Source organism: Pseudomonas sp. IzPS59 (assembly GCF_014863505.1).
GTDB classification, from domain to species: domain Bacteria; phylum Pseudomonadota; class Gammaproteobacteria; order Pseudomonadales; family Pseudomonadaceae; genus Aquipseudomonas; species Aquipseudomonas kribbensis.
The window spans coordinates 6,027,502-6,040,211 of the sequence record NZ_CP062251.1; the positions used below are offsets into that span (position 1 = coordinate 6,027,502).

A 12,710-nucleotide genomic window follows, 5' to 3' on the forward strand; every position below is an offset into this window, starting at 1 on the left:
GGCGACGCCATCATGGCCAAACGTGCACTATCTAGTCAATTTGTTACAGTTTGTGTGTCAGCGCTGATTTCTTTTTCTGTCCATGCTTCCAGCCTCACTGTCGGTTACCAGACCGGCATCGATCCAAGCAAAGTCCCCCAGGCCGACGGCGTTTACGAGAAGACCATAGGCGAAAAAATCGACTGGCGCCGTTTCAACAGTGGCCCGGAAGTTGTGACAGCCATCGCCTCTGGTGACGTACAGATCGGCAACCTCGGCTCTAGCCCATTGGCAGCCGCCGCTTCGCGTAATCTGCCGATTGTTGCCTTCATCGTTTCGGCACAGATCAATGCCGCCGAAGCCCTGGTGGTGCGCAACGGCAGCGGTATCGACAAACCAGATGATCTGATCGGCAAGACCATCGCCACACCCTTCGTCTCCACCTCCCACTACAGCCTGCTTGGTGCACTCAAGCACTGGGGCCTGGACACCTCGAAAGTCAAAGTGGTGAACCTGCAACCCGCAGAAATCGCGGCAGCCTGGAAACGCGGCGACATCGATGGCGCCTTTGTCTGGTCGCCGGCACTGGGTGAAATCCGCAAGACCGGCAAAACCCTGACCGACGCCGCCCAAGTCGGCCAGTGGGGCGCGCCGACCTTCGAAGTCTGGGTAGCACGCAAGGACTTTGCCGAGAAGCATCCGGAGGTCGTGGCCAAATTCGCCAAGGTGACTCTGGACTCGTTCGCCGATTACGCCGCCCATAAAGACAGCTGGACCGCCGACTCGGTACCGGTGCAGAAAATCGCCAAACTGACCGGTGCCAACGCCGCCGACGTCCCGGAATTGCTCGCAGGTTCGGCATTTCCCGACGCCAAGGCTCAACAGACCACGGCGCTGCTGGACGGTGGCACGGCGAAGGCGATTGGCGAGACGGCAAAGTTTTTGAAGGAACAAGGCAAGGTCGAAAGCGTACTGCCCGATTACTCGCCGTATGTCAGTGCGAAGTTTGTAGCGGAGTAAACAAATTGCCCCCACGCATCCCGTGGGGGCAATCGCACATCACAGGGACTTTTCGAAGATCTTCGAATTGCGCTGATAGTTATAGAGAGAAGCCCGGGCTGCCGGCAGGCGCTCGACGCTGCTCGGTTCGAACCCACGCTCGCGGAACCAGTGGGCGGTGCGGGTGGTGAGGACGAACAGTGTCTTCAGGCCCTGCGCCCGGGCACGGGTCTCGATGCGCTCCAGCAATTCATCACCGCGACCGCCATGGCGGTATTCCGGATTCACCGCCAGGCACGCCAGCTCACCGGCATCCGAATCGGCAATCTGATACAGCGCCGCACAGGCGATGATCATCCCTTCGCGCTCCACCACGCTGAACTGCTCGATCTCGCGTTCCAGCACTTCACGGGAGCGACGCACCAGAATCCCCTGTTCTTCCAGCGGACTGATCAGGTCGAGCAGACCGCCGACGTCTTCAATCGCCGCCTCGCGCACCAGTTCGAACTGCTCCTGGGCCACCAGCGTACCGCCACCGTCGCGGGTGAACAGTTCGGTCAGCAGCGCGCCATCCTCGGCATAACTGACGATATGGCTGCGCGCCACACCGCCACGGCAGGCTTCGGCGGCGGCATCCAGCAGTTCTGCCTGATAGTTGCTGCCCAGACGCTGCAAATGCGCCGGTACCTGTTGCGGCCGCAGCTCGCGCACCAGTTTGCCGTTTTCGTCGATCAGGCCGAGGTCGGCACCGAACAGCAGCAGCTTGTCGGCACCCAGATCGATGGCGGCGCGGGTGGCGACGTCTTCGCAGGCCAGGTTGAAGATCTCACCGGTCGGCGAGTAACCCAGCGGCGACAGCAGCACGATGGAGCGCTCGTCGAGCAGACGGTTGATGCCCTTGCGGTCGACCCGGCGCACTTCACCGGTGTGGTGATAGTCGACACCTTCCAGCACGCCGATCGGCCGCGCGGTCACCAGATTGCCGCTGGCCACCCGCAGGCGTGAGCCCTGCATTGGCGACGAGGCCATGTCCATCGACAGCCGCGCTTCGATGGCGATCCGCAGCTGGCCGACCGCGTCGATCACGCACTCCAGCGTCGCGGCATCGGTGATGCGCATGCCGTGGTGGTAATGCGGGGTCAGGCCGCGCGCGGCAAGGCGGGTTTCAATCTGTGGACGGGAACCGTGCACCAGCACCAGCCGCACGCCAAGACTGTGCAGCAGCACGATGTCATGGACGATGTTGCCGAAATTCGGATGCTCCACGCCGTCGCCGGGCAGCATGACGACGAAGGTGCAGTCGCGGTGGGCATTGATATAAGGAGACGCGTGACGAAGCCAATTGACGTATTCGGGCATGAACCTGGGCCTGTAATAAATAGCAGCCGGAAAAAGGGCGAAACGGAAAACGCACAGCGGGCTGATGGTTATCGTCGGAACAGGCTTGGCGACACGCGCGCTCTCCTCATGAATACGGGTTGGCAGGACGGCAATTTATACAGCTTTGAGACAGTAATGTTCGATCAACTGCCGCAATAGATGCACGGTAGGCTGCAAACGTGACATTTCAAGGTACTCGTCCGGCTGGTGGGCGCAGGCGATGTCGCCGGGGCCGAGCACGATGGTTTCGCAGCCAAGGCGCTGAAGATAAGGCGCTTCGGTGCCGAACGCTACCGCTTCGGCCGTGTGGCCGGTGAGTTTTTCGGCAATTCGCACCAGCTCGGCGTCTTCGGCCTGCTCGAACGGCGGCACTTCCGGGAACAACGGCGCGTAATCGATCTTCACCTGATGCCGCTCGGCGACCGGGTTGAGCTTGCGCAGGATCTCGGCCCGCAGGACCTTCGGGTCCATCCCCGGCAACGGCCGCAGATCGAACTCCAGCGAACACTGGCCACAGATGCGGTTGGGATTGTCACCACCATGGATGCAGCCGAAGTTCATGGTCGGCTGCGGCACACTGAACTGCGGGTTGTTGAATTCGCGCTGCCACAGCAGGCGCAAGCCACGTAGTTCGCCGATGGCGTCATGCATCGCTTCCAGAGCGCTATGCCCCAGACGCGGATCCGACGAATGTCCGCTCTGCCCGAGGATATCGATGCGCTCCATCATGATGCCCTTGTGCATGCGGATCGGCTTGAGCCCGGTCGGCTCGCCGATCACCGCCGCCCGGCCCAGCGGTCGTCCCGCTTCGGCCAGCGCCCTGGCACCGGACATCGAGCTTTCTTCATCGCAGGTGGCGAGGATCAGCAATGGCTGCTTGAACGGCTGATCGAGCAGCGGTTGCACGGCTTCGATGATCAGGGCGAAAAAGCCCTTCATGTCGCAACTGCCGAGGCCGACCCAGCGGCCGTCGACTTCGGTGAGTTTCAGTGGATCGGTTTTCCACAGCGCATCGTCGTAGGGCACCGTGTCGCTGTGCCCGGCCAGCACCAGCCCGCCGGGGCCGCTGCCGAAACTGGCGAGCAGGTTGAACTTGCCGGGGCTGACCTGCTGGATATCGCAGCTGAAGCCCAGATCGCCGAGCCATCCGGCGAGCAGATCGATCACCGCCCGGTTGGATTGGTCCAGGTTCGGTTGGGTGCAACTGACCGACGGCACGGCGATCAGTGCAGCGAACTGGTCTTGCATGGATGGCAAAGGCATCGCTGACTCCAACTCCCGGATTGAAGTCCATCATAGAACCATCCGGCGCCGAGAATAAACCGCCGCAAAGCGTAGGAAGGTTCAGTCCTGTACACTGCACGACCTTGGCAGCCACACATTCCCCCGGCTGCGCTCCCGATCCTGGATTTTCCGGCCATGCAGAAAGAAACCGAAATCAAACTCCGCGTCAGCCGCGAAACCCTCGCCGCCCTGCGCGAGCACCCTCTCCTGAAAAAACGCAACAAAAGTGGCTGGGAACGCCGTGAGTTGATGAATCAGTATTTCGACACGCCCGAGCGCGACCTGGCCCGGGCCAAGGTTGCCCTGCGCCTGCGCAAGGACGGCGAAGAAGTGATTCAGACCCTCAAGACCCGTGGCCAGAGCGTCGCCGGTCTGTCCGAGCGTAACGAGTACGACTGGCACCTGCCCAAAGCCAAGCTCGACGTGAAGAAGCTCGACGGCGAATGCTGGCCCGAGTCCCTCGCCGAGCTGGACAAGAAAACCCTGAAGCCGATCTTCACCACCGATTTCGTCCGCGAGCGCGCCGAAATCGCCTGGGGCCGTGGCAAGACCAAAGTGGTCATCGAAGCCGCGCTGGACCTGGGCCACGTGGTGGTCGGCAAGCAGAAAGAAGAAATCTGCGAGCTGGAACTGGAACTGCGCGAAGGCGAACCTGCCGCGCTGCTGGAACTGGCCGCCGAACTGGCCGAAACCCTGGCCCTGATGCCGTGCGACATCAGCAAGGCCGAGCGCGGCTATCGCCTGTACGACGCCAACAGCTACTCGCTGAGCCTGCCGGCGCCGGCCATCACCGCCGAAACCCCGCTGGACGACGCTTTCGCTGCCCTCAGCTGGCACCTGCTCGGCAGCAGCCAGCGTCTGGCCGAACAGTATCGTTTCAACGGTCACTGGCGCCTGCTGCAGGACTGGGTCGAGAACCTCGCGGAAATGCGCGCCCTGCTCAGCAGCCTCGGCCAGGCCGCGCCGCGTCAGTCGACCCACGACCTGCGCGTGGCGTTGGATGCCTTGCTGGAAGACTGGCGTCCGCTGGTACAAGTCGGCCTTGAAGACGAAGACGTGCGCAAAGCCGCGCCGGAGCAGTTCCTCGAAGAACTGGAAGATCCGCGCTGGGGCCTGTTCTCGCTGAACACCTCGCGCTGGTTGCTGGCCCGCACCTGGGCTGCCGACCGCAACACCCGTGGCAATCGCCAGGGTGCCGCGCAATTGCAGAGCTGGTTGCCGCGCCTGCTGGGCGAAGAAGCCACTTCCCTGCAATTGCAGCGTTATCAGCAGCAGCCGGAAGATCTGGCCGAGCAACTGCCACGCATCGAACGCATCCAGGTCTGGCTGCATCACGCGCGCAACGTGCTGGAGATCCCGGAAATGGATCGTCTGTACGGCGAGCTGAACAAACTGGCGCAACTGGCCAACGAGCCGACCATCACCGATGAACTGCTCGATGCACGCAAGCATCAGGCGATCGCGGTTTACCAGAATCGCGCCTGGAAAATGCTGCTACGCATGTAACACCCCTTTCGCGAGCAGGCTCGCTCCCACAGGGAAATGCATTCCAACTGTGGGAGCTAGCCTGCTAGCGATGAGGCCAGCATATTCAGCGCAGTACCGGCAGGCTCGTCGTCGACTTGATCTCCGACAACGCCACGATCGAGTTCACCTCCTGAATCCCCGGCACCAGCGACAGCTTCTCGAAGAAGAACCGCTCATACGCCTCGATGTCCGCCGCGACGATCCGCAGCAGGAAATCCACCGCCCCCATCAGCACGTAGCACTCCAGCACTTCCGGAAAGCCGCGAATCGCCTCGGTGAATTCGGTGAAGTTCGAACGACCGTGGGCGTTGAGTTTGATTTCGGCGAAGATCTGCGTGTTCAGGCCGATTTTCTTGCGATCGAGCAAGGTCACCTGGCCGCGAATGATCCCCTCCTCCTTCATCCGCTGAATCCGCCGCCAGCACGGCGACTGCGACAGACCCACCTGTTCGGCGATCTGTGCGCTGGACAGGGAAGCGTCCTCTTGCAGCAGGGCGAGAATGCGCCGGTCATAGCTGTCCAGTTCGTTGTGCATAAATAATCCTCAAAATCAGCCAATACCGAATTGATCCACCCTATCAACCGGCCAATCGGCTCATCTTAGACAAGAAATGCCCGGCATCGAATGTAAAAATTTCTCCACCAATTCCGGAGACCTGCCATGCCACACCTCGAAGCCGTCAACACCCCAGCGCCCCGTGCCGATGTGTGGAACGTCAGCAACGCCCATTGCCTTGCGCAGTACCAGATTCTGGCCGAGGCCGAGCCGGATTTGCTGGTGCGGGTGCTGAACCTGTTCGCCCTGCAGTTCCTCACCCCGGAACAGGTCAATGTCCAGCGTCTGGACGACCTGCTTTCCATCGACATCGTCATGGGTGGCCTGAGCTGGCATCGCGCCCGGGTGATCGCGGAAAAACTTCGTAACCTGATCAGCGTCTGTTCGGTGAATCTGCAAAACCCTGATGCGGCGTGGGATGCGCCGGCTCAGGCGGCTGGCTGACAAAAGCGGAAACGCCTTTGTCGGGTAGTGGCCCAACGGTCGGCGGGGCCACGACTATCCTTTGCGGACTGTCGTTCAAAAGGAGCCCGCATGTCCGTTCAACTCGCCACTCAGGACCGCTGGCTGGATCTCAATGATGTATTGCGTGAACTGGTCGCCCAGGGCTTCATCAGCCAGGATTCCGCCGAGCATGCACTGAATGCCCGTCGTCGGCAGGCGACCCACGGTCAGATGCATCCGCTGGAATTCATCGCCGGCCAGCAACTCGACGACCTCAGCCGTCCGGGCAAGCACCTGGACCTCGAAAGCCTGACCCTGTGGCTGGCGCAGCAGGCCGGCCAGCCGTACCTGCGCATCGATCCGCTGAAGATCAACGTCGCCGCCGTGACGCCGCTGATGTCCTACGCCTTCGCCCAGCGCCACAAGATCCTTGCGGTGTCGGTTGATCGCGATGCGGTGACCGTGGCCAGCGCCCAGCCTTATGTCAGGGGCTGGGAAGCCGATCTGACCCACGTGCTGAAACTGCCGGTCAAACGGGTGGTAGCCAACCCGGCGGACATCCAGCGCTTCAGCGTCGAGTTCTTTCGCCTCGCCAAATCGGTCAGCGGCGCCAGCAACGCCGACCAGCCGGGCAGCAACCTCGGCAACTTCGAACAACTGCTCAACCTCGGCGCCAGCGATCAGGAGCCGGACGCCAACGACGCGCACATCGTCAACATCGTCGACTGGCTGTTCCAGTACGCCTTCCAGCAACGGGCCAGCGATATCCACATCGAGCCACGGCGCGAGCAAGGCACGGTGCGATTCCGCATCGACGGCGTGCTGCACAACGTCTATCAATTTCCGCCACAGGTGACGATGGCCATTGTCAGTCGCCTGAAAAGCCTCGGCCGGATGAACGTCGCCGAGAAGCGCAAACCCCAGGACGGCCGGGTCAAGACCAAGACCCCGGACGGCGGCGAGGTCGAGTTGCGCCTGTCGACCCTGCCCACCGCGTTCGGCGAAAAAATGGTGATGCGGATCTTCGACCCGGAAGTACTGCTCAAGGATTTCGACCAGCTCGGTTTTTCCGCCGACGACCTGCGGCGCTGGCAGGACATGACCCGCCAGCCCAACGGCATCATTCTGGTGACCGGGCCGACCGGGTCGGGCAAGACCACCACGCTCTACACCACCCTGAAAAAACTGGCGACCCCGGAGGTCAACCTCTGCACCATTGAAGACCCGATCGAGATGGTCGAGCCGGCCTTCAACCAGATGCAGGTGCAACACAACATCGACCTGACCTTTGCCGCCGGCGTGCGAGCGCTGATGCGGCAGGATCCGGACATCATCATGATCGGCGAGATCCGCGATCTGGAGACCGCCGAAATGGCAATCCAGGCTGCGTTGACCGGACACCTGGTGCTGTCGACCCTGCACACCAACGATGCACCGAGCGCCATCAGCCGTCTGCTGGAACTCGGCGTGCCGCATTATTTGATCAAGGCCACGGTGCTCGGGGTCATGGCCCAACGTCTGGTGCGCACATTGTGCCCGCACTGCAAGGCACCGCTGCCTGTCGCCGAAGAGGACTGGCAAACCCTGACCCGGCCGTGGCAGGCGCCGCTGCCGGGCAACGCGCAACGGGCCATCGGCTGCCTGGAATGCCGCGACACCGGCTATCACGGCCGCGCCGGGGTCTACGAAATCATGCAACTGACCGACAGCCTCAAGGGGCTGATCAGCCCCGATACCGATCTGACGGCGCTCCGCCGCCAGGCTTTCAAGGAAGGCATGCGCAGCCTGCGGCTGTCAGGCGCGCAGAAAGTCGCGGCGGGGCTGACGACCATCGAGGAGGTGCTGCGGGTGACACCGCAGAGCGAGCAGAAATAGCCCGTCACGGAACCGGATCGTCGAAATGACGATCCAAGCCGTTATTCAACACCAGTGGAGTCATCCCTCATGCGTCTCAAACTTGCTGTCGCCACCCTTGCCCTGCTGTCTCTGCCCGTCGGTTCGGCAATGGCTGACAGCTTTTGGCGTAACGTCATTTCGTCCGGCGCCACCACCGGCTCGACGTACCTGACCTTCAAGGATCACAAGCTGATCGTCGCCGCCCAGGATGACGCCGGCAGCTTCGTCGCCAGCGATGGCGGCATCCGTGGCCCGTACCTGGAAGCCGCCATGCAGAAAGTCCGCGCCGACAACCCGGGCCTGCAGGCGACGGACATGGAACTGGCGAACGCGATCCTGGCGAAGAACGCCGTGGCTTCGGAATAAATCCGTCGCCCACAAAAATGCCGCTCATTTGAGCGGCATTTTTTTGCCCGCCGATCAGCGGTAATCGTCCACCGGCACACAGGCGCAGAACAGATTGCGGTCGCCATAGACGTTGTCCACCCGGTTTACCGCCGGCCAGTACTTGTGCGCCTTGGTATGCGCATCCGGCGTGATGCCCTGCTCGATGCTGTAGGGCCGTTCCCAGACCCCGGTGATATCGGCCAGCGTATGCGGCGCCCGCTTGAGCGGATTGTCGTCGGCCGGCCAGTTGCCGTTCTGCACTTCGGTGATTTCCGCACGGATGCTCAACATGGCGCCGATGAAGCGGTCCAGTTCAGCCTTGGATTCACTCTCGGTCGGCTCGACCATCAAGGTGCCCGGCACCGGGAACGACATGGTCGGTGCATGGAAGCCGTAATCCATCAGGCGCTTGGCGATGTCTTCCTCGCTGATGCCGGTCTGCGCTTTCAGCGGCCGCAGATCCAGAATGCATTCATGGGCCACCCGATCATTGCGCCCGGTATAGAGCACCGGAAAGGCGCCGGACAGATGCTGCGCCAGGTAATTCGCCGCGAGGATTGCCACTTCGCTGGCGTCCGCCAGTTGCGGCCCCATCATGGCGATGTACATCCAGCTGATCGGCAAAATGCTCGCACTGCCCCAGGGCGCCGCGCTCACCGCGCCGTTCTGCGGTTGCGGTCCGTCGATCGGCACCACCGGGTGATTGGCGACGAACGGTGCCAGATGCGCGCGAATGCCGATCGGGCCCATGCCCGGCCCGCCTCCTCCGTGGGGAATGCAGAAGGTCTTGTGCAAATTCATGTGCGAGACGTCGGCGCCGATGTCCGCCGGCCGCGCCAGCCCGACCTGGGCATTGAGGTTGGCGCCGTCCATGTACACCTGGCCGCCGTGCTTGTGGATAACTTCGCAGATTTCGCTGATGCCCTCCTCGTACACGCCGTGGGTCGACGGATAGGTCGCCATCAGACACGACAACTTGTCTCCCGCCTCGGATGCCTTGGATTTCAGGTCATCCAGATCGACGTTGCCCGCCTCGTCGCACTCGACGATCACCACGCGCATCCCGGCCATTTGCGCCGAGGCCGGGTTGGTCCCGTGGGCCGAGGACGGGATCAGGCAGATGTCGCGCCCGCCCTGGTGGCGGCTTTCGTGATACTTGCGGATCGCTAGCAACCCGGCGTATTCGCCCTGGGCACCGGAATTGGGCTGCATGCAGATCGCATCGAACCCGGTGATCGCGCACAACCAGCGTTCCAGCTCTTCGATCATCAGCGTGTAACCGACGGCCTGCTCCCGGGGCACGAACGGGTGCAGGTTGGCGAATTGCGGCCAGGTGATCGGGATCATCTCGCTGGTGGCATTGAGTTTCATGGTGCAGGAGCCGAGCGGGATCATCGACTGGTTGAGCGCCAGATCCTTGTTCTCCAGTTGCTTGAGGTAGCGCAGCATCTCGGTTTCGCTGTGATGGGCGTTGAACACCGGGTGGCGCAGGTACGGCGAGCTGCGTTGCAGGTTGTCAGGAATCCCGGAAACCAACGCTTCGGCGTCGAGTTCTTCGACGTTGAGCCCATGATCGACACCCAGCAGTACATCGAACAGTTTGCCGACGGTGCTCTCGTCACAGGTTTCATCGAGGCTCAGGCCAAGGTGTCCGCGACCGAGAATGCGCAGATTGATCTGCGCAGCCTGAGCGCTTTCGATGATCGCGGTCTGCGCGCCGCCGACGTCCAGGGTCAGCGTGTCGAAAAACTGCTGGTTGATGCGTTTGATGCCATGCCGCTCAAGGCCGGCAGCGAGGATGCAGGTCAACCGATGCACTCGCTGGGCAATACGTTTGAGGCCTTCCGGCCCGTGGTACACGGCATAGAAACTGGCGATGTTGGCCAACAGCACTTGGGCCGTGCAGATGTTGGAATTGGCCTTCTCCCGGCGGATGTGCTGCTCGCGGGTCTGCAGGGCCATGCGCAGCGCGACGTTGCCCCGCGCATCTTTCGAGACACCGATGATGCGTCCGGGAATCGCCCGTTTGTATTCCTCGCGACTGGCGAAAAACGCCGCATGCGGCCCGCCGTACCCCATCGGTACGCCGAAACGCTGGGACGAGCCGAACACCACGTCCGCACCCAATTCGCCTGGTGGCGTCAGCAACAACAGACTCAGCAAGTCGGCCGCGACACAGGCCAGTGCATGTTGCGCATGCAGGTAATCGATCAACGGACGCAGGTCGCGGACCTCGCCGTGGGTGTCGGGATATTGCAGCAGAGCGCCGAATACCTGGTGCTGCTTCAAGTTATCCACAGCGTCGACGATCAGCTCGAAACCGAAGCCTTCGGCGCGGGTCTGCACCACGGAAATGGTTTGCGGATGACAGTTTTCATCGACGAAAAACAGATTGCTCTTCGACTTCGCCACACGCTTGGCCAGCGCCATGGCTTCGGCGGCCGCAGTTGCCTCATCGAGCAGCGAAGCGTTGGCCAGTTCCAGACCGGTGAGGTCGATGGTCAGTTGCTGAAAATTGAGCAACGCTTCGAGCCGGCCCTGGGCGATTTCCGGTTGGTAGGGCGTGTACGCGGTGTACCAGCCGGGATTTTCCAGCACGTTGCGCAAAATGACCGTCGGCGTGAGGGTGCCGTGGTAACCCATGCCGATCAGGCTGGTCCAGACCTGATTCTGTTCGGCGTACCCGCGCAGTTTCGCCAGCGCGGCCTGCTCGTCCAGCGCAGGCGGCAGGTCCAGTTCACGGTTGAGGCGGATCGCAGGCGGGACGGTCTGCTCGATCAGTTCGATCCGGCTGCCCAGGCCCAGGCTGTCGAGCATGGCCTGCTGCTCGGCGGCATCGGGGCCGAGGTGACGGCGCAGGAAGGCATGGGGGTCGCGTAACTGGCTCAAGGATGGCAACTGGGACATGACGGGCTCTCTCTTGGCTGGCGCTCGGCGTCAATGCAACACGGTCAAACCAGCATAGCAGTCGATACCGTCGCGGACGGCTTGGCGGCGGGTGGTCGAACGGGGCATGCTGTGGCACCTGCAACACGCGCCCAACCCTTGGATGATCGAATCCTCATGAGCCAACTGCCGTTTCTGCCGTTTTCCAAACCTGTCATCGACGAAGCCACCATCGCCGCCGTCGGCGATGTCCTGCGTTCCGGCTGGATCACCAGCGGGCCGAAGGTCCAGGCCTTCGAAGCGCAACTGTCGGAGTATTTCGGCGGGCGTCCGGTACGCACCTTCAACTCCGGCACCTGCACCATGGAGATTGCCCTGCGCATCGCCGGCATCGGACCGGGTGACGAAGTGATCACCACGCCGATCTCCTGGGTGGCCACGGCCAACGTGATTCTTGAAGTGGGCGCCACCCCGGTGTTCGCCGACATCGACCCGGTCACCCGCAACATCGACCTGGATAAACTGGAAGCGGCCATCACGCCGCGCACCAAAGCCGTCATTCCGGTCTACCTCGCCGGGTTGCCGGTGGACATGGAGCGCCTGTACGCCATCGCCAAAAAGCACAACCTGCGCATCATCGAAGACGCCGCCCAGGCCCTGGGTTCGAGCTGGAACGGCCAGCGCATCGGCGCCACCGGCGACTTCGTGTCGTTCAGCTTCCAGGCCAACAAGAACGTGACCTGCTCCGAAGGTGGTTGCCTGGTGCTGAACACGCCCGAGGAAGCGCGTCTGGCGGAGAAATATCGCCTGCAGGGCGTCACCCGCACCGGTTTCGACGGCCTGGATGTCGATGTGCTCGGCGGCAAGTTCAACATGACCGACGTCGCAGCGACCATCGGCCTCGGCCAGTTCGCTCACATCGAAGCCCTCACTGCTCATCGTCAGGAACTGGCCCGCCACTACTTCAAATGCTTTGGCGATGACTTCGAGGCCACGTACCGCGCGCAACTGCCGCCAGCCGATTTCACCAACAGCAACTGGCACCTGTTCCAGCTGGTATTGCCAGAGCGCAAGGATGGCTTGCCGGCGCGGGCCACGTTCATGGAGCAGATTCAGGCGCTGGGCATCGGCATCGGTTATCACTATCCGCCGATCCATTTGCTGAGCCTGTACCGCGAGCGCGGTTTCAAGGAAGGCATGTTGCCGGTGGCCGAGCGGGTCGGGCGGCTGATCGTGTCGTTGCCGATGTTCACGACCATGACCAAAGCCGATGTCGAGCGTTCGGTGGCGGCGGTCAAAGCGGTGCTGGGCAACGCCTGAGCCGTCCCCGAAAAATCTGCGCGCACAAAAAAGCCCCGACGGATCGGGGCTT

General features: G+C 62.3%; 10 protein-coding genes. 6 read left to right on the forward strand and 4 right to left on the reverse strand.

The features are described 5' to 3' along the window. Nucleotides 1-9: 9 nt before the first annotated feature. Entirely contained in the window at nucleotides 10-999 is a 990-nt protein-coding gene (gene tauA / locus IF189_RS27155; protein ID WP_134828671.1) for a taurine ABC transporter substrate-binding protein, read from the forward strand. A 39-nt stretch (nucleotides 1,000-1,038) separates the two neighbouring features. On the opposite strand, the gene argA is transcribed toward tauA, so the two are convergent. Both argA and argE read right to left on the reverse strand, forming a co-directional pair. After that, a complete protein-coding gene (argA, locus tag IF189_RS27160) occupies nucleotides 1,039-2,337 on the reverse strand; it encodes an amino-acid N-acetyltransferase (RefSeq protein ID WP_007951778.1) in 1,299 nt (432 codons plus the stop codon). A gap of 135 nt (nucleotides 2,338-2,472) precedes the next feature. After that, a complete protein-coding gene (gene argE, locus IF189_RS27165; RefSeq protein WP_192552524.1) occupies nucleotides 2,473-3,621 on the reverse strand; it encodes an acetylornithine deacetylase in 1,149 nt (382 codons plus the stop codon). A gap of 156 nt (nucleotides 3,622-3,777) precedes the next feature. Here argE and IF189_RS27170 point away from each other — a divergent pair, with 156 nt between their 5' ends. Next, nucleotides 3,778-5,148 carry an inorganic triphosphatase gene (locus IF189_RS27170; protein WP_134828450.1) on the forward strand — a complete coding sequence of 457 codons (1,371 nt, stop codon included), beginning with the start codon at nucleotides 3,778-3,780 and terminating at the stop codon, nucleotides 5,146-5,148. A gap of 85 nt (nucleotides 5,149-5,233) precedes the next feature. Here the strand turns inward: IF189_RS27170 and IF189_RS27175 are convergent, their stop codons facing one another. After that, on the reverse strand, nucleotides 5,234-5,704 hold the full coding sequence (locus IF189_RS27175; RefSeq protein WP_192552525.1) for an Lrp/AsnC family transcriptional regulator: 471 nt from the start codon (nucleotides 5,702-5,704) through the stop codon (nucleotides 5,234-5,236). 126 nt (nucleotides 5,705-5,830) lie between these two features. On the opposite strand from IF189_RS27175, the gene IF189_RS27180 reads away from it, so the two are divergent. From IF189_RS27180 to IF189_RS27190, 3 genes are all read left to right on the forward strand, one after another. Continuing rightward, entirely contained in the window at nucleotides 5,831-6,169 is a 339-nt protein-coding gene (locus IF189_RS27180; protein ID WP_192552526.1) for a hypothetical protein, read from the forward strand. A gap of 90 nt (nucleotides 6,170-6,259) precedes the next feature. Then, a complete protein-coding gene (locus IF189_RS27185) occupies nucleotides 6,260-8,044 on the forward strand; it encodes a GspE/PulE family protein (protein ID WP_192552527.1) in 1,785 nt (594 codons plus the stop codon). A gap of 69 nt (nucleotides 8,045-8,113) precedes the next feature. Continuing rightward, on the forward strand, nucleotides 8,114-8,431 hold the full coding sequence (locus tag IF189_RS27190; RefSeq protein ID WP_007951791.1) for a DUF2388 domain-containing protein: 318 nt from the start codon (nucleotides 8,114-8,116) through the stop codon (nucleotides 8,429-8,431). Between the two features lie 54 nt (nucleotides 8,432-8,485). On the opposite strand, the gene gcvP is transcribed toward IF189_RS27190, so the two are convergent. Next, nucleotides 8,486-11,359 (reverse strand): aminomethyl-transferring glycine dehydrogenase, encoded by a 2,874-nt coding sequence (gene gcvP, locus IF189_RS27195; protein WP_192552528.1) that lies wholly within the window; start codon nucleotides 11,357-11,359, stop codon nucleotides 8,486-8,488. A gap of 156 nt (nucleotides 11,360-11,515) precedes the next feature. On the opposite strand from gcvP, the gene IF189_RS27200 reads away from it, so the two are divergent. After that, on the forward strand, nucleotides 11,516-12,658 hold the full coding sequence (locus tag IF189_RS27200) for a DegT/DnrJ/EryC1/StrS family aminotransferase (RefSeq protein WP_192552529.1): 1,143 nt from the start codon (nucleotides 11,516-11,518) through the stop codon (nucleotides 12,656-12,658). The last annotated feature ends 52 nt before the right edge of the window (nucleotides 12,659-12,710 follow it).

Coding starts and splice junctions, on each gene's coding strand:
- argA (WP_007951778.1), bottom strand. CDS start 2,337: ATGCCCGAATACGTCAATTGGCTTCGTCACGCGTCTCCTTATATCAAT.
- argE (WP_192552524.1), bottom strand. CDS start 3,621: ATGCCTTTGCCATCCATGCAAGACCAGTTCGCTGCACTGATCGCCGTG.
- IF189_RS27170 (WP_134828450.1), top strand. CDS start 3,778: ATGCAGAAAGAAACCGAAATCAAACTCCGCGTCAGCCGCGAAACCCTC.
- IF189_RS27175 (WP_192552525.1), bottom strand. CDS start 5,704: ATGCACAACGAACTGGACAGCTATGACCGGCGCATTCTCGCCCTGCTG.
- IF189_RS27180 (WP_192552526.1), top strand. CDS start 5,831: ATGCCACACCTCGAAGCCGTCAACACCCCAGCGCCCCGTGCCGATGTG.
- IF189_RS27185 (WP_192552527.1), top strand. CDS start 6,260: ATGTCCGTTCAACTCGCCACTCAGGACCGCTGGCTGGATCTCAATGAT.
- IF189_RS27190 (WP_007951791.1), top strand. CDS start 8,114: ATGCGTCTCAAACTTGCTGTCGCCACCCTTGCCCTGCTGTCTCTGCCC.
- gcvP (WP_192552528.1), bottom strand. CDS start 11,359: ATGTCCCAGTTGCCATCCTTGAGCCAGTTACGCGACCCCCATGCCTTC.
- IF189_RS27200 (WP_192552529.1), top strand. CDS start 11,516: ATGAGCCAACTGCCGTTTCTGCCGTTTTCCAAACCTGTCATCGACGAA.